This is a genomic window from Mesorhizobium sp. WSM4817 (assembly GCF_055811135.1).
Window position 1 is genome coordinate 1 of record NZ_JBVVQQ010000039.1, and the last position, 20720, is coordinate 20720.

Consider the following 20720-nt stretch of genomic DNA (forward strand, 5'->3'; position numbering starts at 1 on the left):
CCAACCAGCAGTCGCGTTCGGGCGAGCGCAAACTGTAGCGACTTACTTTGCGTCTCCCCGCAACTTCGCTTGGCGCAGATCACTGACATCGGCATTGGCGACGAAGTTGCAAAGACCTTGGGCAATGACAAGTCAGATCAGCGAGCAAATGAATACCTTCAGGCGCAGTCTCCATCCTGCTCAGGTTCGGCGAATGGCAAGCGCGACATTGGCAGAGAACGGCGGCACATCAAGTTTCAGCCATGTCGGAATTCGCTTGCCATTCCCCCGTTTGCCTGCCGGCCGCGGTATCTCAGGCGATGACCCGATAGGTCCCGCGAGCCAACCCCGGCAACTCCAAGGCGGCCGGAACCGGCGCAGCATACCGTTTCGCCCGATCGTGTCGCGGCGAAGCAGCCAGACCTGGATGAGCACATGCGGAGCGGTTTGGCCACCGCATGCCGCCACCGGCGCCGCCGCTGCCAGGTGAGCCCATTGCAAATGGCGGAAATATCATGTCGGCAGTTCCGGCGACGTGCAGATCGTCAATTTCGATTGGCAGAGACGGGATTTTGGCACAACGCTGTTGGAAAAAAGGTCGTGGCCGTGCAAAGTGACGCAAGGTTGACTGAACTCTCAGCAAGACGGCCTGTGTTGGCCATGGCTCTGCCGCTCCGTGACGCGGGCTCGTCCTACTCCTGACATCGCGCAGCCGCTTCCAGCGTTGTCGGTGTCGAGCAAAGTGCATGACTGAGACTGAGGCTCCCACGCAAAGCACAGGCGACCAAGATGACATCAGATTCAGACAAGGCTGAGGCAGTTGAGCAATTGCTCGATACACCGGACCTTGCCACCGCGCTGGAAAGCGAGCAGTTCAAAAAATTTCTTGACCAGATGCCGATCGCTATCGCCGTGTCGGACTTAGGCGCGAAGGAGCGCGTCGTCTATGCTAATCCAGAATTCGAAAAAGTGTCAGGCCTGAAGGCAGCCGAGCTTACCCGGCAAAACTGGGGAGCACTTTCCGGCATTGGCATCCACCAGCAGAAGGGCCGGCCTCTGCCCGAGGCCTTGGTCGAGGAAACCGATTTCGTCGGCACTTTCCGGCTGGAGCCCATCGGGGCCAACCCGGCTCTTGTCGACGTTTATTCAAACATCATCGTGGACGATAACGGCACGAACTGCTTCCGACTGGTGGCTCTGGTCGACGTCTCATCCCATGGCGAATCTGAAGAAGCGCGCTTGGTGGAGGAGCGCGTCCGTGAGAAGGACACCCTGTTGCGCGAACTGCAGCACCGGGTGAAGAACAACTTACAGATGATCACCGCATTGATCCGTCTAGAAACCCGTAACGCGACCGAGCCCGACCAGAAAAGATTTGAGAGGCTCGCCGGCCGCGTCGACGCTCTGGCGATCCTCTACCAGACGCTATCGGCAGACGAGCAGAAGGATGAGGTCGATCTCGGCGTTTATCTTAGCCAGATCGCCTCCGCGGTGATGGGGTCGCATGCAGTTGAGGGGATCCGCCTCGACATGAAGGTGGATACCTATCCGGTATCGATCAACGTCGCCATGCCAACGGGACTGGTCGTGAACGAATTGCTCACAAATGCACTCAAGCATGCATTCCAAGGGCGTGAAGGCGGGACGATAAAGCTGCACAGCATCGCCGATGGCAACGGCTGCCTGGTGATAGTTGCGGACGACGGTATCGGCCTGCCGGAAGGGGAGACATGGCCCAAGCCCGGCAAGCTCGGCGCGCTGATCGCGCGCTCGCTGACAGAGAACGCCAAGGCAAAGTTCAACGTCGCCTCGAGCGCCAGCGAAGGGACGAAGGTCACCATCGTCTTCACGCGATCGGCGGCAGCAAGCTGACAATTGCCAGAGGGCGGATGCTGCATGCTCCCGGCCTTTCCACCGCGGCCCCGGGGCGCTGTGCTTGGCACATTCACGTCGCCGTTCTTCAGGTATGCCGTACCCGGCGCGCCAAGAACGCCGCGTCGATCCCGCCGTTAGCACCTATGCTATCTTAGTGGGTCTGGCTAAAGCTGAGACTCAACCGGAAGGTGGCGGACCAAGGCCGCCAGAACCCGGCGAAAAATTCCGGCCTCTGGTTCGTGTGTGTATTCTTGGAGTTTGCCTTCTTCGCATCCATGCCAGTGCAGCACATTGTTCTTTAGTTCCAGCCGATAGCTGGTTTCTAGTGATATCTCCGCTTGAAAAAAGCGCCGAAGTTCACCGACTAATTCGGCATCCTCAAAGAGCACGCCCATCTCCGAGTTCAAAGACACTGACCGGGGATCAAAATTGAAGGAACCGACGAACCCAGCCCTGTCGTCAACCGTGAACGATTTGGTGTGCAGACTGGCACCCTTGGAGCCAAACACCGAAATTCCCTGACCGCGAGTGAAGGGCTGGAGCTCGAACAGTCTTACGCCATTCCTCAGCAATCGCTTGCGATAGTTTGCATAAGCCCCATGAACCGCGGCGACGTCTGTAGCGGCCAAGGAATTGGTCAAAACGGAAACGTCAACCCCATTGCTGACGAGATCCATCAGGACCGCGGAGCCCCTTTTGCCAGGGATGAAATAGGGAGATACAATTTCCAGATTGTTGCGCGCCGACTTTATGAGGGGAAGCAACTCCTTGGTAAGCCAGCTGCGACGTCTCCAACCTCTCACCTTCTCTGGAGGATCGGAAATCACCCGAACTCGATCCACCCAATGCACGTCGTTGCTGGCCGCGATGAACTCTGCGATGGACCCTCGGTCACCGATCCCGTTCAAAAGCATTGATTCGGTTTCGAGATCGCTTCCTGAAAACAAATCGGAATGCTCGTTCCCCGCGGCTGGACCCAGGACACTGATTGATTTCGCGTCCTCGCAAGCCCAGAATGCCTCAAATATTTCGGCGGTTTGCTGCACGGCAGGACCGAGGAGCAGCACGTCTAAGTCGCGAAAATTGGTTTCTGCTGCGTCGAAATAGGCATCGCCAACGTTGCGCCCGCCTACGATAGCAACGTTGTCGTCAGCGATCCATGCCTTGTTGTGCATCCTCCGGGTCAACGCAAATAGTCGCAATACAATTTTCACAGCGCGCATGACGCTGCGTTGCCTGACGCCGCTCGGATTAAACAACTTCAACTCGATGTTTGGATGATTGCTCAAGGCCAGATAGGCCGCATCGTTCTTTCGCGGATTGGCGTCATCAAGGAGCATGCGAACTCGCACGCCGCGCTCAGCGGCCCGGAAAACTTCCTGCAAGAGCAAGCGGCCAGTGTGGTCATCGTGCCAAAGGTAGTACATGAGATCGAGACTGCGAACGGCACTCCTTGCCGCCAGAACGCGCCCGGCGAAGGCGTCATAATTGTCCGGGACCAGCAGCAAGCCGCTCTTGCCTGCTTTGATGTTGTCGTGTGCAATCCGCGTAATGGATACTTCCATAAAATTTTCTACCCTTCAGCGATAGAAACCCGGCCTCGCTCAAAATCGTAGCAAGAACCCTTCAAAGGTAATCTGGTTGCAAATGTAGCTGTCGAATCCCCTGGAGATTTAATCGTGCCATGATCGGTAGATGATCGGAGGCGATCCGAGATAGCGATGTATGGTGCACTTCGAGGCTGGAAATCAGACTTGGTGGTTTGGCCAGGATCCGATCGAGCGCAAGCAAAGGGAATTGCGAAGGGAAACTGGACAGCACGGTGTGAATTGGACCAAAATGCGGCAGTAGCGCCAGCAACGAGGATCTGCTGTGCACCCGCCATTCGTTGAGATCGCCAAGCAAAATGGTTGGCCTTAGGACCGAACGCGTCGCCTCGAGCAGTGCGTTGGCTTGCTTGATGCGCGACCGCCGGAGTGCCGAACCGATCGTCCTATATGCCCGAGGCGGCACGTCGACGGGCCGGATCAACCCGTGCGAATTCCGTCAGCGCTGGTGGGATCGATCTTCGTCAACCGCGATCTGGCCTCAATTACGCGCTGTTGCGCAGCCCGTATCCTGCTGCACAGCGCGATATTGATGCCGACACCGCAGTCATCATCCAGCATCTCGTTCGCACGCTCAAGGGAGCGCTCGGCCCGATTAAGCCGCTGTCGGGCTCGCGCCAGTTCCATATCTAAAAGTTCCATTATTCCGAATCCATTGCGGTCCCTTTGATTGGTAAACCGCTTGTGGTCGCCGTTGGTTCCGGCTGTTCGCGAGCGTGCAGCCCAGACGTAGATGTGGTTGGCAAAGTTCTGGAGCGAGAGTCGTGGCGCCGGTGGCCTGAAGGGCGCGACGAATGAAACGCCGGCCCAGTTCAACCCGCGCGACGTCCTTCAAAGCTGGGGGGATCGATCTTCACCAAGCGGTCTGCGGCCTCGACCGCAGTTCGTATCCTGTTGCGCAGCGCCAGGTTCTCGGCCAGCATTTCTTCAGTGCGTTGAAGCGCGAGCTCGGTCCGGTGAATGCGCTGCCTGGCATTGGCAACTTCCGACGTCAAAATGTCGGCCACCGTCCCGTGACCCTGGGGTTCCAAAGTGTCCATGGATTTCTAACACATGGGGACCGATATCGTTCCCTGGTCAGTGACAAGTGCACTTCGGCCTGCTTCGCCGGCCGCCGCGATTGCCGGGCGATCGGCGACGACGTCCTGCAGAAGAGCCGGACGTTTCACATCCCCCTCATGATGAAGGACAGCGCCCCTTCGCAACCGGCGAGCAACATCGCGACTAGTTCCCAGTTAATCTGGTAGATCATCGATCGTCTGCCGACATATCCGCGCCATTGCCTGGACAACCGCCAAGGCTGCCATTGTGCGTTTGGTCCTGCCTCCGGCGCCGGGCCGATGCCGAGATAGGGATCGCCGATCAGCTTGTCCGGGGCCAGGTCTGGTCGGGTGCATAGGCCCCCAGAACTTCGCTGCCGTGATCGGCCAATCTCCAAATCCTAAGACTCAAAGCGAAGCGCTACTCTGTGACGTGAGGCTTATGCGCTTATACTCTACCCAACCGGAGCGGTTCATCCAAAACCCGTTTCGGGCGCAGACGCCGAGATCGAACAAATGCCTTTAGTCCGTCGGCATCCAACGCATGCCCGAAGGCATAACCCTGCAATATGTCGCAGCCCAAGCTCTTGAGTGTCTGTGCGTGCTCCATCGTCTCGACACCCTCGGCTACGACCTCGATACCCAGGGATTTGCCGATTTCAATGATCGATGAGACGACCTGCCTTCGTTGCGGCGATTTGACAATAGGAATGACCAATTGGCGATCTATCTTCAACCGGCGAGGCTGCAGCTTGAGCAAGCTGACTATAGAGGCGTAGCCCGTGCCAAAATCGTCTATTTCTATGTCAATGCCGAGCTCTTTTATCTGCTCAAGATTCCAGGTAACAAAATCATCATTTTCGTCAAGGAAAATTGACTCAACGAGCTCGAAGGCAACTGTTCCCTTCTTGATATTTAGTTCCCTAAGACTCTTTATGAGTTCCTCATCCTGAAGGCGGCGTGCCGAAACATTGACTGACACCCGCGGAATATGGAGATTCGCAGCAGACCACCCTTCGAGATCCAAAAGCGATTGCTCTAATATGTTTCGATCGATGATCGAGACGACATTCAATTCTTCCGCAATCCTTAGGAAGACGTCGGGCGCCAAAATGCCCTTCTCCGGATGCCGCCATCGCGCCAGCGCCTCAACCCCAACAATTTCAAGGGTTTTTGCGTCAAATTGCGGCTGGTAGAAGGGAATGAACTCGTTGCGCTCAAGGCCGCCGAGAATTTCGTCGGCAATCCGTTTTGTCTCGACGATCTCGCTTTGCATCGCCTCGGTGAAGAACTCGTATCGATTGCGCCCACGACTCTTTGCCCGGTAAAGCGCGATGTCAGCGTTGACCAGCAGGTGTTTGGCTTCGACATCTTTTCCGTTATCGACTGCAATTCCCACGCTCACGCCAAAACGGCATCGATGGCCCTGATAGTAGACCGGTTCCCGCATCTGGCTGATGACGCGGTCAGCGAGCAGCGCCAGTTGCTCGATATCGTCATGCACCGCGCACAGGACGATGAATTCGTCTCCTCCGATCCGAGCGACGAATCCCTCGCCATCGACCTTGGATCGGAGCACGGTCGAGGCGTGAACAAGCATTGCGTCGCCTGCGGCGTGGCCAAGCGTATCGTTAATGTGCTTGAACCGATCGAGATCTATGTGGAGCAGTGCGGCATACCCGCCGGTCCGCCTGGCGTTTGCCGCGTAGTCTTCCAGCACCCGGTCGAGGTAACGCCGGTTGGGCAAACCGGTCAGCGAATCGTGGAGCGCAATGTGCTCTATGCGCGCCTTGGCCGACTCGAGTTCTGCATTTTTCGACTCGGAAAGCTGTTTTGCGCGAACCAGGTCCTTGTTCAACAGGACATCGGCTGTCACATCCCATTCGGCGCCAATCATTTTTGGGGTGTCGTCTGCGGCCCGGTAAATTATCGCCTTGGATCGGACATGACGTATCTCGCCATCCGGCCGAATAATCCGGTATTCCGACAAATATGGCCCGCCGTCGGCCATCGCGCGGTCGAAATCGGCGTTGGCGCCAGCCAAATCATCCGGGTGGATTGCTCCCGCCCAGTCCAGGTAGCCGCGGCCCTCCCCAGCTGGTTTGCCGTATATTTCATTGACGCGGTCGTCCCACGTCAGTTCGTTGGTCGCGAGATCGTGTTCCCAAACGCCAATAGCCGACGCTTCCAGAGCGAGTTCTAGGCGTCTCGACAATCGACTCAGTTCCGCATAGTTGCGCTGTCTCTCGCCAATCAGGCGACCGGTCACCAGGAATGGGATCACAACCAACGCCCCGGCCACCGCCATGATGGCGCGCAAGAACCACGCGTTGTCGGGCGTCGAAGGCCAGCCGTTTTTGGGAATGGCTGCGATCCGCCACGAACCGGACGGGAGCAGGACGTCGGCTGTCACCGGATTGCTCTTTGCGACGCGCTCATTGCCGAAGAATTGCTCTCCGGTTGGACCGAGAGCGTCCTTACCGATCAGCGCTATGTCAATCCCGAGATCATCGTCAAGCAGGCCGCTCGCCTTATAAAGGCGCTGAACGTCTACAACGGCCGAAATGATGCCCCAGAACCTTTCGGTGTTGCCCGCACTGCGTACAAAGACCGGAATACGGCCGACGAAGCCTTGCCCTCCCTGCCTCAAGTCGACGGGACCGGCAAGAATTAGCTCGCGCTTGTCTCGCGCCCTTAGCGCGGCCAGACGCTGCCGCTCGTCCTTGCGGTAATCGAGGCCTATCGCCTTGTCGTTGCCATTCATCGGGTACATCAGAGAAATGACCAGATCGGGCGCGCCAGCAATATTCTTCAATTGCGAGCCCCTGCCAAACAGGTTGCTCGCCAGCGAGGCGAAGCGTTGCTGTCCCATATAGGGCTCAGTCACGACCGCCGCGACCAGTCCCTGCACCAGTTGAAGGTTTCCGTTGATGTTGCCTTCAAGCTTGGCGCGGATAAGATTGACCTTGGCCAGGACATCCGCTCGGGCGGCTTGATCCGAGACGACTTTGTTCTGGTGGTCCGCGAACGCTGCGCCAACGGCAATAACGATCACCGCCATTGCCGCCGGGATATTTGCCGACGAGAAAACGGCCTTCTTGATACCGCCGAACCTAGCGCGGAAAGGAGCCAATAGGCGATTCCTCAGATACTATTCAGGTTCTGGGCCAACCCGACCAAGGTATATTAGCTATCAATGTTTAATTTTGACCTTCACGGGTCCTAAAAAATTTTGCACCCTCCAACCTCCTGAGGTGGCCGGAGTGGCTGACACGGACCTGCGGCTCCGGCTGACGCCTTAAAGCGCGTCGCGGCTGAATGGATTCATGCGACGCGCTTCAAGTTTTGTTTTATGCATGTCGTTACTGCAAAACCGCCGCATACCCTCGGTTCAAGCCCGAGGGCATGCTTTTGCGCGACATGCATTAGTGGCCCTCAATCGCCTTGGCGGTAACCAGGTAGGGTATCTTGCCGACGCTACGTTTCGTCGCGCCAATGGAATAGGCCATTGGGATCTTGGGAGAGTTCTCTGGCAGGCCGTACATATCCTTGCCGGCCCTCACGGCAAATGAAAAGTGCTGCCACGAAACCGTGTCATGCTCATTGAGAAAATCCAGCGTCAGCCCAGCTGAAATCAGCGCGTTCACCACGTCGCTGACCGGATGAATCCACTCATAGTAGCGCGGATGTTTCAAGATGCGGTCGTCGCCGGTATAGGTGAGTTCCTCGTTCCATGCGAGTGGTCGAGCTATTGGCGTTCGCCAGTCATGCTTGAACTCCAGCGCCGCAGCCTTGCGGTCACACTGGAACATCAACGGATGGCCCTCGGCGAGATAGAGCCGGCCGCCGGGCCGCAGGAGATCGGCAACCACCCGCGCCCAACGGAACACGTCGTCAAGCCAGTTTACCGAACCCCAGGTAACGTAAGCGATGTCAAAGGTCCGGCCAAGCGCTTCGACTGCCTCGAACAGTGGCGCCTCCACGAAGCGGACGTCAGTGCCTGCCTTTGCAGCGAAATCCCGCGCCGCTGCGATCGCCGTCGGTGAAAAGTCGAGGCCGGTCACGCTGCCGGCGCCCAGATTCTTCAAGCTGATTGTGTCGAGCCCGATATGGCATTGCAAATGAACGATATCCTTGCCGACAATATCACCGACCTCGCGCGTTTCCAGCTCATAGAGATTGGATCCGCCAGCCAGCACATTTTCTATGTGGTAGCTGCCCGTCGTGTCGGTCGAATGCAGTTCGGCTCGATCATCCCAATTAAGGCGGTTCGCGCCCAGAAACGGTTCCAAATTGCCCCCTCAAGTCCCTGCCGAGACCAATATATATGGTAAACAGAACGTTAATATACCTTGCAGCTAAAGTGTCGCGCGTCAATCCGTGGCGGTACGGTGCACCACCGGGGCTGATCGATTGGTCAGCGAATTCGGCAAGCCTCTCCTTTCATCGCATGATGAGCGGGCCAGGCCGGTGCTCTCGAAGCGATGCACCTGGTCATCGACCGCGATGCCAGATCAAAGCTGCTGCCTTACTGCGCGGCTTCGGCGAAGGGGGTCGGTACATAGTTGAGTATAGGGCCGAGCCAGCGCTCGACCTCGGCGAGCGGCATGGCCTTGCGGCGCGCATAGTCCTCGACCTGGTCGCGCTCGACCTTGGCCACGCCGAAATAATAGCTTTCGGGATGCGACAGGTAGATGCCGGACACGGAGGAGCCCGGCCACATCGCAAAGCTCTCGGTCAGGCTAACGCCGGCGTTGCGCTCGCCGTCGAGCAGGCGGAACAGCGTCGCTTTCTCGGTGTGGTCGGGCTGCGCCGGATAGCCGGGCGCCGGGCGAATGCCGCGATAGGGTTCGCCGATCAGCTCGTCCGGCGCCAGATCCTCATCCGGCGCATAGGCCCAAAAATCCTTGCGCACGCGTTCGTGCAGGCGCTCGGCAAAGGCCTCGGCGAAACGGTCGGCCAGCGCCTTGACCATGATCGACGAGTAGTCGTCGTTGGCACGTTCGAAGCGCTCGGCGATCGCCGCTTCCTCGATGCCGGCGGTGACGATGAAGCCGCCGAGATAGTCGGCCTTGCCGCTGTCCAGAGGCGCGACGAAATCCGACAGCGCGACGTTCGCCTTGCCGTCGCGCTTGGTCAGCTGCTGGCGCAGCGTGAAGAAGGTCGCCAGTTCCTGCGACCTGGCATCATCGGTGAACAGCCTGATGTCGTCGCCGACGGTATTCGCCGGCCAGAAGCCGATGACGCCCCTCGGCGCGAACCATTTTTCCGCGATGATCATTTTCAGCATCGCCTGGGCGTCCTCGAAGAGCTGGCGTGCCGCCGGCCCTTGCGCCTCGTCCTCGAGGATTTTGGGAAAACGCCCCTTCAGCTCCCAGGTCTGGAAGAACGGCGTCCAGTCGATATAGCGCGCGAGCTCTGCCAGATCCCAGGCTTCGAAGGTTTTCAGGCCAAGGAAGGACGGTTTTGGCGGCGCGTAGGCCGACCAGTCGATCCGGTGGGCGTTGGCCCGCGCCTTGGCCAGCGGCAGGCGCTGCTTGTCGGCTTCGCTGCGCGCATGCGCATCGGCGACCTTCTTGTATTCGGCGCGAACGTTGTCGACATAACCGCCCCTGGTCTCGTTCGACAAAAGTGCCGACACCACGCCGACCGCGCGGCTGGCATCGGCGACATAGACGGTCTGGCCACTGATATAGCGCGGATGGATCTTTACTGCGGTATGCACGCGGCTGGTCGTAGCACCGCCGATCAACAGCGGAATGTCAAAACCCTCGCGCTCCATCTCGGCGGCCATGTGCGCCATCTCGTCGAGCGAGGGCGTGATCAGGCCGGACAGGCCGATGATGTCGACCTTTAGCTCGCGCGCCGTCTGCAGGATCTTTGCCGCCGGCACCATGACGCCGAGGTCGATGATCTCGTAATTGTTGCAGGCCAGAACCACGCCGACGATGTTCTTGCCGATGTCGTGGACATCGCCCTTCACCGTCGCCATCAGTATCTTGCCGGCGGTCTGGCGTTCACCGGTGTCGACGCCTTTGGCGGCATTCGCCAGCTTCTCCGCCTCCATGTGCGGCAGCAGGCCGGCGACGGCCTGTTTCATGACGCGAGCGGATTTCACCACTTGCGGCAGGAACATCTTTCCCGCGCCGAACAGATCGCCGACGACATTCATGCCGTCCATCAGAGGACCTTCGATGACATGCAGCGGACGCTCGGCGGCGCGCCGCGCCTCGTCCGTGTCCTGGTCGATGAATTCGGTGATGCCGTTGACCAGTGCGTGCGAAATGCGCTGCTCGACCGGCCAGTCGCGCCAGGCGAGATCGCGTTCCTGCGCTTCCTTGCCCGCCGTGCCCCTAAAACGTTCGGCGAGTTCCAGCAGGCGTTCGGTCGCGCTGCCGCCGCCCTTCGGCTGACGATTGTTGACGACGTCCTCGCAGACTTCGCGCAGTTCGGGATCGATGGTGTCATAGACGGCAAGCTGTCCGGCGTTGACGATGCCCATGTCCATGCCGGCCTGGATGGCATGGTAGAGGAACACGGCATGCATGGCCTCGCGCACCGGCTCGTTGCCGCGAAACGAGAAGGAGAGGTTCGACACGCCGCCCGATATGTGGACATGCGGAAGCGTCGCGGTGATCTGCCTAGCGGCTTCGATGAAGTCGACGCCGTAATTGTTATGCTCGTCGATGCCGGTGGCGATGGCGAAGATGTTCGGATCGAAAACGATGTCCTCGGGCGGGAATCCGGCCTGCTCGGTCAAAAGTCTGTAGGCGCGGGTGCAGATTTCGACCTTGCGCGCCTGGGTGTCGGCCTGGCCGTCCTCATCGAAGGCCATGACGACCACCGCCGCGCCATACGCGCGGACGAGCTTCGCATGATGCAGAAAAGCCTCCTCGCCCTCCTTCATCGAGATGGAATTGACCAGCGGCTTGCCCTGCACGCATTTCAGGCCGGCTTCGATGATCTCCCATTTGGAACTGTCGATCATTACGGGAACGCGGGCGATGTCCGGCTCGGCGGCGATCAGGTTGAGATAACAGACCATTGCCTGCTTCGAATCGATCAGGCCTTCGTCCATGTTGATGTCGATGATCTGCGCGCCGTTGGCGACCTGGTCGCGGGCGATTTCGAGCGCCGCGGCATAGTCGCCCGCGGTGATCAGCTTCCTGAATTTCGCCGAGCCGGTGACATTGGTGCGCTCGCCGACATTGACGAACGGAATCTCGTCGGTCAGCGTGAACGGCTCGAGCCCCGAAAGGCGCATCTGCGGCTCGATGTCGGGAACAGCGCGCGGCGGATATTTCTTCACGGCCTGTGCGATGGCGCGGATGTGGTCGGGCGTCGAGCCGCAGCAGCCACCGACGATATTGACCAGGCCGTCGCACGCGAAATCCTCGATCTGCGCAGCCATGAACTCCGGGCTTTCGTCATATTGGCCGAATTCGTTGGGCAGGCCGGCATTCGGATAGGCGCAAACAAAGGTGTCGGCGACGCCGGATATTTCGTCCAGATGCGCGCGCATGGCTTTGGCGCCCAGCGCGCAATTGAGGCCTATCGTGAACGGGTTGGCGTGGCGGACCGAATGCCAGAAAGCCGTCGGCGTCTGGCCCGACAGCGTGCGGCCGGACAGGTCGGTGATCGTGCCGGAAATCATCACCGGCAGATACACGCCCTTCTCGATGAAGATCTCGTTGCAGGCGAAGATTGCCGCCTTGGCATTCAGCGTATCAAAAATGGTCTCGATCAGAATGATGTCGGCACCGCCGTCAATGAGACCGCGCAGCTGCTCGCCATAGGCAAGGCGCAAGTCGTCGAATGTCACGGCGCGGTAGCCGGGATTGTTGACGTCGGGCGACATCGAGGCGGTGCGGTTGGTCGGTCCCAGCGCACCGGCGACGAAACGACGCTTGCCGTCCTCCTGCTCGGCCCTTGCCGCTGCCCTGCGCACCAGCCGTGCACCGTCGCGGTTCAGAGCGTAGACCGCGTCCTCCATGCCATAATCCGCCTGGGCGATGGAGGTCGAGGAGAAGGTGTTGGTTTCAAGAATGTCCGCCCCGGCGATGGCGTATTGATAGTGAATCTCCTCGATCGCCTTGGGCTGCGTCAGGATCAGCAGGTCGTTGTTGCCCTGCTGGTGGCAGGCGCACTCGGCGAATTTGTCGCCACGGAAATGGTTCTCGTCGAAGCCCAGGCCCTGGATCTGCGTGCCCATGGCGCCATCGAGGATGAGGATGCGTTCGCGCGCCGCCGCCGTCAGCGCAGCAAGCACTTCCGAACCGTCGGGCTTGGCCGCGACGGGGCCGAACAGGTCGTCCAACGACGATGGGTTTTGCGACATATTTCGTCCTCAGGGCGACGGTCGCGCTTAAGCGACATAAAGACATCTTTATGTGAGTATACGGGATTTGTCTGCTGCTGTCACCCCTGCCGCCGGGAATGCTACCCGCCGGCACTACAACGCCGGCTGCGCAGTCTTCGCCGATGCCGCCCTGAGCAGCATCCCGAACAGGTCGCTCGGCTCGTCGGGGTCATTTCCGACAGCAGCACCGGGTAATCGTTGTGGACATCCGGGAGAGAGGGCGCGGCCATCGTCGATCAGGCAATCGCCGACGTGAGCGCCGGCAAGGTCTCCGACGCGGATCGGTTCGTTCATGATGTGGTAGGCGACCTCTCGCGTCAGGAGAAGATCTCCGCCAGTTCGTCGACGCTGGTGCCTTCCCTAACCTGCCGCAGCTCGACATAGCTGACTGCGGTGGCGATCGACATCACCATAGACGTTACACTCGTCACCAATGCATCCACCACCGCACCCACTATCCCCCCTCCAAACAGCGCGGTTGCAGTGCCGAGCGCCAACTCGATGGCAATGGCGATAATGATCAGGATAATGAACAGGCCGAACAGCGCCCAGCGGCTTCCCTTGGTCAGATCGTGGCTGCGGGCCATCGAGCCGAATACGCCGAGCCGCTCTTGCACCAGTGCCGGCACCGCGACCGACCAACGGAGCGCCAACATGATGCCAGGCACAATCAGCAGGATAAAACCGAGGCCCACGCCTAAACCAACCAACAGGGCAATGGCGAACGTCGGCAGGAGGAAGGAGACTGCTCTCGCGATGCAGTCACCGAACGAAGGCTGCTTGCCGTTCAGGTCCTCGATGGTGGCGCGCACCAGTGACGCCTGAACGGCGTTACGGCCGATGACGGCAAGCTGTCGTTGAAAACCCTGCCGATGCGAAACTTGTCCGGTCGTTCCAGTGTCGTTGAAGACATGATGTAACCCGTCCAGTCCAGGCGGATCCTGATGCGATGAACGCGGCCTTGCCGCTATGAGAAGATTTCCGCCAGTTCGTCGACGCTGGTGCCTTCCTGGACCTGACGCAGTTCGACATAGCTGACCGCCGTGGCTACCGACAGCACCATAGAAACCACGGTCGACAGCATGGTTGCCGCCACATCGGCGACAATTCCGTCTAGCAGGAGAACGATAGCCGCCATCACCGACTGAATGACCATCGTGATGATCATAAGGATAAGGAAAAGACCAAATAGCGCCCAGCGGCTGCCCTTGGTCAGGACGCGGCTGCGCGACATGCTGCCGAGCACACCTAGGCGCTCCTGTATCAGAACTGGAATAGCCACCGACCAACCAAGCCACAATATGATTCCGGGGACCAGCAGAGCTAATGAAGCAAGGCCCGCCCCCAGCACTACGAGCAGGCCGATCCCCAGGGTTGGGAGCAAATAGCGGATGGCTATCTGGATGCAGTCGCCAAAGGACGGCCGTTTGCCGTTCAAATCCTCGATCGTCGCCCGCACGAGTGCCGACTGGAGCAGCAGCGACAGGATAAAGGATACTAATCCGGCGGCAATGCCGACGGAAGAATTCCAAAACATCATACTAGGATCGGCCACCGCGGTCGGGTCGCCCAGTGCAGTCCCGCTCAAGGTCGATTCGGTCCAGAGTCGGAGAACTGTCGCCGGCAGACCTGAGAACAGCAGCGCGAGTCCAAGGTACAGACCGATATTGCGGCTGATGACAGCAAAGCTGTCGTTGAAAACCCTGCCGATGCGAAACTTGTCCGGCCGTTCCAATGTCGTTGAAACCATGATGCGTCCCCCGCTTAATCACCGCATATCGGCTGGTGATCCCCGCATCAAATGTGCCAACATTGGAGATCGACGTCTAGCCCACTTGCAATTGCCGTTGTGCATTGCCAGTGTCGACTGGGGACCACAGGTTGCAGGGGACAGTTGGCAGTGGCACAGCCAGGCACAGCGGAAGCCGAATGGCTGGCAAGAGCGCATGAGCAGTTGATCTCGGATAAGTCGATCCAGTTCGACCTGCCGGCCTATGTACCGCCTCAGCCGCCTGACTGGCTGAAGCCGCTGCTGGACCTGTTGTCGTCGCTCGGTCCCTATATGATCTATCTGTTCTGGGGCGCGGTGCTATCAGGTGTCGCGATTATCCTGCTCCTGGTCTTCCTCGAGATGAAAGGTATCGCCTGGCGCCTGCCTTGGCAGCGCGCACGGCGCGAAACCGACGCGGAGGAAGCATGGCGTCCCGACGCCGGCGCCGCGCAGATCCTGCTGTCGGAAGCCGACGCGCTGGCCGCGCGAGGCGACTATGACGAAGCGGTTCATCTCCTGCTTCGCCGCAGTGTCGCCGATATTGCCGGCCGGCTGCCGGATTTTTTGCGCCCGTCGCTCACGGCGCGCGACATCGCCGCTGCTGCTTCGGTTCCCGCCAAGGCCCGCGCGGCGTTTGCCGAGATCGCACGCATCGTTGAAGCCGCATTGTTCGCGCGCCGGCCGGTCGGCGCCGAAGGCTGGCGGCAAGCACGCGGCGCCTATGAGCGGTTCGTCTTCCGGGATGCCTGGATATGAGCGCTGCGACGGTCGAACCAGCGGCACAGGAACCGTTCAATCGAAGAACGCTGTTTTGGGGCATTTTCGCCAGCCTGCTTGCGGCAGCGGGTTTCTTCCTGCTGTCCACCTATGCGCCCGACTTCCGGCAACCCGGCAATGGCAGCGCCACGCCGCTGTCGAAAAGCGGCGTCGGCTATGCCGGCCTGGCGGAATGGTTGCGGCTCACCGGCGAGACGCCAGCCATGGCGCGGACCGATCAGGATCTCGGCACCGACATGCTGCTGATCGTCACCATTTCGCCAGAGAGCGATCCCGCCGCGCTCGACCACATCCTCGAACTTCGGCAGGACCTGAATACCCTCTTCGTGCTGCCGAAATGGCAAACCCTGCCGCTGGAAGAGCACGAAGGTTGGAAGATGAAATTCGGGCGATTGCCCGATCCCGTGGTGAACCAATGGCTCGGCCGGATCGCCAATGCAAAGATCGGCGTCGGCCAAAGCACGGTGCAGCAACTCGACATCGAGGGCCAGCTTGTTGCCGCCCCCGATGAATTGCAGTGGGTGGCGGACGAGCATCCAATCATAGTAGCCGGCAACAACAAGGCTGTGCTCACCGAAGTGGACGGCAAGCCCTTTTATGTCCTGACTGACCCCGACCTGATCAACAACGCCGCGATTGGGAATCCCGACAAGGCGGCAGCCGCGCTCGACCTGATTGCATTGCTGCAACCCGAGAAGGGCCAGGTCATGTTCGATCTCACGCTGCATGGCGCGGGGCGAAAATACGACCTTGCCAAGCTCCTGGTCGAACCGCCGTTTCTGGCGCTGACGCTGACGATCCTGGCCGCGGCGGCGCTGGCTTTCCTGCGCGGCCTCGGCCGTTTCGGCCCGCCGCGCGCCGAGCAGCGCGCCATTGCCTTCGGCAAGCGTGCGCTGGTGGATACGACGGCCATGCTGTTGCGGCGCGCCGGGCGGCTCGAGGAACTGGGAGGCCGTTACGCGGCCTTGATGCGGGTGCGCGCCGGCGCACTGCTGGGAGCGCCGCAGGGGCTGCAAGGCGAAGCGCTCGACCGCTGGCTCGATTCTCGCGATAAGGACGAAGTCAGCGGATTCACCGCGCGGGCGCAAGCCGCCGGCGAGGCGAAAAACCTGACACAAATGCACGAGGCAGCCGAGCGGCTGCACGATTGGACGGCAAGGAGGCTCGGTGAACGTCGGTGATGTGAAGGCCCTGGCGACACGGATCAGGGAAGAAGTGGCCAAGGCGATCACCGGACAGCACGACACGGTCGACCTGATGCTGACCGCCCTGTTCGCCGACGGGCATATCCTGCTGGAAGGCCCTCCGGGCACGGCCAAGACAATGACCGCTCGCTGCTTCGCGCAGGCTCTGGGTGTCGCCTACGGGCGCATCCAGTTCACGCCGGACCTGATGCCTGGCGATATCGTCGGATCGAACATCTACAATTTCCAGACTGGACAGTTCACGCTGACGCGCGGTCCGATCTTCTGCGATCTTTTGCTTGCCGACGAGATCAACCGCACGCCGCCCAAGACACAGGCAGCACTTCTGGAGGCGATGCAGGAGCATGCGGTCACTTTCGACGGCACCACGCATTCGCTGGGCCGCAACTTCATGGTGGTCGCGACCCAGAACCCGATCGAGCATCAGGGTGTCTATCCCCTGCCCGAAGCACAGCTCGACCGCTTCCTGTTCAAGCATCGGGTCAGCTATCCCGGTCCCGAGGAGGAACGGGCCATCATCATCCATCACGGCGGCGGCTCCGCCTCGCACGACATCGCGCAATACGGCATCAAGGCCCAGACGGATCGCAAGACGCTGGAGAAGGCACTCGAAACCGTCGGCTCCGTCACCCTCGTCGACGACGTCGTCGGCTACATCGCGGCGCTGGTGCGCGCCACACGCGACACCGCCGATTTGGAGGTTGGCGCCAGTCCACGCGCGGGCGCCATGCTGGCCAGGGCGGCGCGGGCGCGGGCAGCGCTCGACGGGCGCGCCTATGTGATCCCAGACGACGTCAAGGCGCTGGCGGTGCCGGCGCTGCGCCATCGCGTCATCCTGTCGCCGGCCGCGCAGATCGATGGCCGGCTGGTCGAGCAGATCGTCTCCGACCTGGTCGACCAGACGGAAGCGCCGCGTTGATCTATCCCAGCGGCCGAGCGGTGTGGGCGGCAGCGGCGGGCGCGGTGCCGGCCTTCCTGGTCGCGCTGGCGCTGCCGTCGCTGTGGTATCTCGGATTGCTGTGGATCTGCCTGCTGCTGGCCTTCCTGGCGGTGGACACCGCGGCGGGACGCGGGCGGAAATCGCTGGCCGCCAGCCTCCACGCGCCGCCGCAGGTCGGCGTCGGCGGCCAGTTCACCGTCCACGTCGCCGCCCGTTTTTCAGGCCGGATGCCAACCCTGGAGGCGCGCGTCGGTCATGATGCGCGCCTGGCGCCGATCGGCGGTACCGGCGGTCCCCTGGCTGCCACCGGAGATGGCGGATCTCTCGACCTGCGGTTCCAGGCGCTGCGGCGCGGCATCGCCAGCTTCGATCGTCTGTGGCTGCGCTGGCGCGGGCCGTTCGGATTGGTCTGGAACCAGGTCGTCCTGCCGATGGAAAGCAAGGTGGCAGTGTTGCCCGACGTCCGCAGCGCCCGCGACCAGGCGATCACGCTGCTGCAGCGCAACGCCCTGCCCGACGGGCATGCGCAGCGCCGGGCCGGCCACGGCCGGGAATTCGAGGCGCTCAAGGATTATCAGCCCGGCATGGGCCGGCGGATGATCGACTGGAAGCGCAGCGCCCGCCACGGCAGGCTTCTGGCGCGCGAGTTCCGTATCGAGGAGAACAACAACATCGTGCTGGCCATCGACAGCGGACGCCTGATGTGCGAGCCGGTCGACGGCCTCCCGAAGGTGGACCGGGCGGTGGCTGCCGCCTTGCTGTCGGCGTTCATTGCGCTCAAGGGCGGCGACATGGTCAGCCTGTTCAGCTTCGATGCGCGGCCGCGCGTCGCCAGCGGCGCGGTGCGCGGCTCGGCCAGCTTTGCAATGATCCAGAAGCGGGCGGTTGAGATCGACTATTCCAACGAGGAGACCAATTTCACCCTAGCGCTGACCACGCTTGCGGCACGGCTCGACCGGCGCTCTCTGGTGATCATCTTCACCGACTTCGTCGATCCGATCAGCGCGGAATTGATGCTGCGTACCGTCGGCCGGCTCACCGAGCGGCATCTGGTGTTGTTCATGATGATCAGAGATGTCGAATTGGAGAGCTTGGCCGACATGCCGCCTTCATCAGGCGAGGATGTCGCCCGCGCCGTCGTCGCCGGCGGGCTTTTGCGCGAAAGGCAGGTCGTCATCGGCCGGTTGCGGCTGCTCGGCGCGCATGTGATCGAAGCCGACCATCACAGGCTGGGGCCGGCGCTGGTCGAGCGCTACCTGCAGTTCAAGCGCGAGGATTTGTTGTGACTGCGCCAGTTCCCGGCGATGCTGGACGCGGTGATGCCGTACGCCAGTCGCTGGCCAGCTTCCGTCGGGAGCGCGAGGCCGACTGGAAGGCGTTCGAGGCGCTACTCGCCCGCGTCGAGAAACGCGCGCCGCGAACACTGTCGGAAGAAGAGCTGCTGTCGCTGCCGCTGCTCTACCGGTCGGCATTATCTTCGCTTTCGGTGGCGAGAGCGACATCCCTCGACAGCGCACTGATCGCCTATCTCGAATCCCTGTCGCTGCGGGGTTATTTTTATCTCTACGGGGCACGCCGCGGGCTGCGCCAGCGCATCGCCGATTTTTTCCTGCACGACTGGCCGGGTGCCATCCGCGATTTGTGGCGCGAGACGCTGGTGTCGGTGGCGCTGATGATTGTCGGCATCGGCGCCGGCGCCTGGCTGGTAGCGTCCGACAAGGGCTGGTTCGACGCGATCATCCCGTCAGGCCTGGCTGCCGGCCGCGGTCCCGACGCTTCGGCCGAGATACTGCGCAGCATGCTTTATGATGGCGACAATGGCTTTCTCTCAGGCTTTGCCGCTTATCTTTTCACCCATAACGTCCAGGTCGCAATCCTCGCCTTCGCGCTTGGATTTGCTTTCGCCGTGCCGACGGTGCTGCTGATGCTGTTCAACGGCTGCATGCTGGGTGCGCTGTTCCAGGTCTATTGGGCAAAGGGGCTTGGCATGGAGCTTGGCGGCTGGCTGGCCATTCACGGCACCACCGAATTGTTCGCCATCGCACTGGCCGGCGCTGCCGGCATGCGGATCGGCACGCGCATCGCCTTTCCCGGCGAGTTGACCCGCATGACGGCAGCCGCCCATGCCGGACGCATAGCGGCGACCGCGATGGTTGGCGTTTCGGTCATGCTGCTGTTTGCCGGACTGCTCGAGGGCATCGGCAGGCAGACGATCACCAGCGACGTCACCCGCTATGCCATTGGCACCGGCATGCTCGCACTGTGGATCGGCTACTTCTACCTGTTCCAGGTGGTGCGCAATGGCGACCGCTAGGCGCGCTGCGCTGGCGACGATGCGCTCGCTGATCACGCCTGAAGGTGTCGATCTCCAGATAAAGCTGGCCGACGCCGGCACCCGCGCTGCCGCTTTCCTGCTCGATGTCGTGTTTATCGCCACGGCTGCAATCGCGGTCACGATAGTTGCGCTGTTCGGAGTAACAGGTTTCGGCACCGATAAATTGCAGCCGCTTTTCATCGTCTGGATCATCGTGATCTTTTTTCTGCGAAACGTCTACTTCATCGCCTTCGAGGCGGGCCGGCGTGCGTCCACGCCCGGCAAGCGGATCATCGGCATCAGGGTGGCATCACGCAACGGAGCCGGCCTGTCGGTCGATCAGGTCATCGCCCGCAATCTGATGCGCGAGATCGAAGTCTTTCTGCCGCTGTCGATTATCGCCGGACGGAGTGGAATGGGCGTCGCCGATACGCTGACGACAGTCTTCGGACTGATATGGGCGCTGCTGTTCGCCTTATTCCCGCTCTTCAATCGCGACCGGTTGCGGATTGGCGACCTCCTGGCGGGAACCTGGGTCGTCGAGGCGCCTAAGCGCACGCTGATGGAGGATCTGTCGGCACGAAAAGATCCGGTCGCCAGAACTTTTCAGTTCAGCCACGCGCAGCTCGATGCCTATGGCATCGCCGAACTGCACAAGCTGGAGGAGGTGCTGCGCCGCGACGACTATTTCGCGCTGCGGGCGGTGGCTGAGACGATCGGACGCAAGATCGGCGCAACGCCGCAGGCGTATGATGCCCGCCCGTTCCTGACCGCGTATTACGGCGACCTGCGAGCCCATCTCGAGCGAAAGCTGCTGCTGGGCAAGCGAAAGGAAGACAAGCATCAGCGCTAG

17 protein-coding genes are annotated in these 20720 nt (G+C 60.8%); 7 read left to right on the top strand and 10 right to left on the bottom strand.

The genetic code is table 11. The features are described 5' to 3' along the window. Positions 1–768 precede the first annotated feature (768 nt). On the top strand, positions 769–1851 hold the full coding sequence (locus tag AC0L2K_RS31930) for a sensor histidine kinase (protein ID WP_287239449.1): 1083 nt from the start codon (positions 769–771) through the stop codon (positions 1849–1851). A gap of 167 nt (positions 1852–2018) precedes the next feature. Here AC0L2K_RS31930 and AC0L2K_RS31935 read toward each other — a convergent pair whose 3' ends face one another. The 10 genes from AC0L2K_RS31935 to AC0L2K_RS31980 all read right to left on the bottom strand — a co-directional run bounded on the left by AC0L2K_RS31935 (position 2019) and on the right by AC0L2K_RS31980 (position 14610). Further along, the gene (locus AC0L2K_RS31935) at positions 2019–3419 is read right to left on the bottom strand and encodes a phospholipase D family protein (RefSeq protein ID WP_287239451.1); all 1401 of its coding nucleotides are present in this window, start codon (positions 3417–3419) and stop codon (positions 2019–2021) included. 61 nt (positions 3420–3480) lie between these two features. Continuing rightward, positions 3481–3867, bottom strand: coding sequence for an endonuclease/exonuclease/phosphatase family protein (locus AC0L2K_RS31940; RefSeq protein ID WP_353842980.1), 387 nt, complete (start codon positions 3865–3867; stop codon positions 3481–3483). A 14-nt stretch (positions 3868–3881) separates the two neighbouring features. After that, positions 3882–4277, bottom strand: a complete 396-nt coding sequence (locus AC0L2K_RS31945) for a hypothetical protein (RefSeq protein ID WP_473533262.1) — start codon at positions 4275–4277, stop codon at positions 3882–3884. Continuing rightward, positions 4274–4468: a hypothetical protein gene (locus AC0L2K_RS31950; protein WP_031256726.1), complete on the bottom strand. Its 195-nt coding sequence runs from the start codon at positions 4466–4468 to the stop codon at positions 4274–4276. Before AC0L2K_RS31950 ends, AC0L2K_RS31945 begins: the two co-directional genes overlap by 4 nt. A gap of 481 nt (positions 4469–4949) precedes the next feature. Further along, positions 4950–7562 carry a bifunctional diguanylate cyclase/phosphodiesterase gene (locus tag AC0L2K_RS31955; protein WP_128170279.1) on the bottom strand — a complete coding sequence of 871 codons (2613 nt, stop codon included), beginning with the start codon at positions 7560–7562 and terminating at the stop codon, positions 4950–4952. A gap of 364 nt (positions 7563–7926) precedes the next feature. Continuing rightward, entirely contained in the window at positions 7927–8793 is an 867-nt protein-coding gene (locus AC0L2K_RS31960; RefSeq protein WP_023803186.1) for a class I SAM-dependent methyltransferase, read from the bottom strand. Positions 8794–9029: 236 nt separating this feature from the next. Beyond that, complete coding sequence (metH, locus tag AC0L2K_RS31965) at positions 9030–12839, bottom strand: methionine synthase (protein WP_473533263.1); 3810 nt, start codon at positions 12837–12839, stop codon at positions 9030–9032. A 114-nt stretch (positions 12840–12953) separates the two neighbouring features. Next, positions 12954–13154 (bottom strand): hypothetical protein, encoded by a 201-nt coding sequence (locus AC0L2K_RS31970; protein ID WP_023803189.1) that lies wholly within the window; start codon positions 13152–13154, stop codon positions 12954–12956. Between the two features lie 23 nt (positions 13155–13177). After that, positions 13178–13672 (bottom strand): glycerophosphoryl diester phosphodiesterase membrane domain-containing protein, encoded by a 495-nt coding sequence (locus AC0L2K_RS31975; protein ID WP_128170268.1) that lies wholly within the window; start codon positions 13670–13672, stop codon positions 13178–13180. A gap of 155 nt (positions 13673–13827) precedes the next feature. Next, positions 13828–14610 carry a hypothetical protein gene (locus tag AC0L2K_RS31980; protein WP_023803190.1) on the bottom strand — a complete coding sequence of 261 codons (783 nt, stop codon included), beginning with the start codon at positions 14608–14610 and terminating at the stop codon, positions 13828–13830. Positions 14611–14760: 150 nt separating this feature from the next. Here AC0L2K_RS31980 and AC0L2K_RS31985 point away from each other — a divergent pair, with 150 nt between their 5' ends. The 6 genes from AC0L2K_RS31985 to AC0L2K_RS32010 are packed head-to-tail and all read left to right on the top strand — an operon-like array spanning position 14761 to position 20720. Continuing rightward, positions 14761–15387, top strand: a complete 627-nt coding sequence (locus AC0L2K_RS31985; protein WP_287174317.1) for a DUF4129 domain-containing protein — start codon at positions 14761–14763, stop codon at positions 15385–15387. Next, positions 15384–16589, top strand: coding sequence for a DUF4350 domain-containing protein (locus AC0L2K_RS31990; RefSeq protein WP_287239464.1), 1206 nt, complete (start codon positions 15384–15386; stop codon positions 16587–16589). Before AC0L2K_RS31985 ends, AC0L2K_RS31990 begins: the two co-directional genes overlap by 4 nt. After that, on the top strand, positions 16576–17532 hold the full coding sequence (locus AC0L2K_RS31995; RefSeq protein ID WP_473533264.1) for an AAA family ATPase: 957 nt from the start codon (positions 16576–16578) through the stop codon (positions 17530–17532). The genes AC0L2K_RS31990 and AC0L2K_RS31995 overlap by 14 nt, the downstream gene beginning before the upstream one ends. Continuing rightward, complete coding sequence (locus tag AC0L2K_RS32000) at positions 17529–18839, top strand: DUF58 domain-containing protein (RefSeq protein ID WP_023803194.1); 1311 nt, start codon at positions 17529–17531, stop codon at positions 18837–18839. The genes AC0L2K_RS31995 and AC0L2K_RS32000 overlap by 4 nt, the downstream gene beginning before the upstream one ends. Then, positions 18836–19867, top strand: a complete 1032-nt coding sequence (locus tag AC0L2K_RS32005; RefSeq protein WP_128176938.1) for a stage II sporulation protein M — start codon at positions 18836–18838, stop codon at positions 19865–19867. The genes AC0L2K_RS32000 and AC0L2K_RS32005 overlap by 4 nt, the downstream gene beginning before the upstream one ends. Then, entirely contained in the window at positions 19854–20720 is an 867-nt protein-coding gene (locus AC0L2K_RS32010) for an RDD family protein (protein ID WP_473533265.1), read from the top strand. The genes AC0L2K_RS32005 and AC0L2K_RS32010 overlap by 14 nt, the downstream gene beginning before the upstream one ends.